General features: G+C 78.8%; 1 protein-coding gene. It reads left to right on the top strand.

The window, feature by feature from the left end:
* Nucleotides 1-273, top strand: a 273-nt coding sequence (locus tag SB717_RS35800; protein ID WP_486360795.1) for a hypothetical protein, incomplete at both ends; no start/stop codon positions are given.

The raw sequence follows: 273 nt of genomic DNA, 5'->3' as shown, positions 1-273 counted from the left end.
GCCGACGACGCCGGCCTCCGCCTCTGGGCCGGCGAGCACGGCGTCGACCCAGGAGACCGGGCGGCCGCAGTCGGCGCACGCGACGCGCTCCGGGCACTGGTCGACGGAACCGACGCGGACCTCCCTCCTCTGCAGCTTCCCGTCGCCGCCGCGCCGGGCGCCGTGCGCCTGACCGCCCGCACCGCGGCCGACGCGGCGGTCGCCAGCGCGGTCGTCCTCAGCCTCCAGGGCAAGCTCGGCCGCGTGAAGCTGTGCGGGGGAGAGGACTGCCGC

This window comes from Priestia sp. SIMBA_032, from assembly GCF_046535215.1.
Lineage (GTDB): Bacteria > Bacillota > Bacilli > Bacillales > Bacillaceae_H > Priestia > Priestia aryabhattai.
This window is presented reverse-complemented; position numbering and strand designations above follow the sequence as displayed.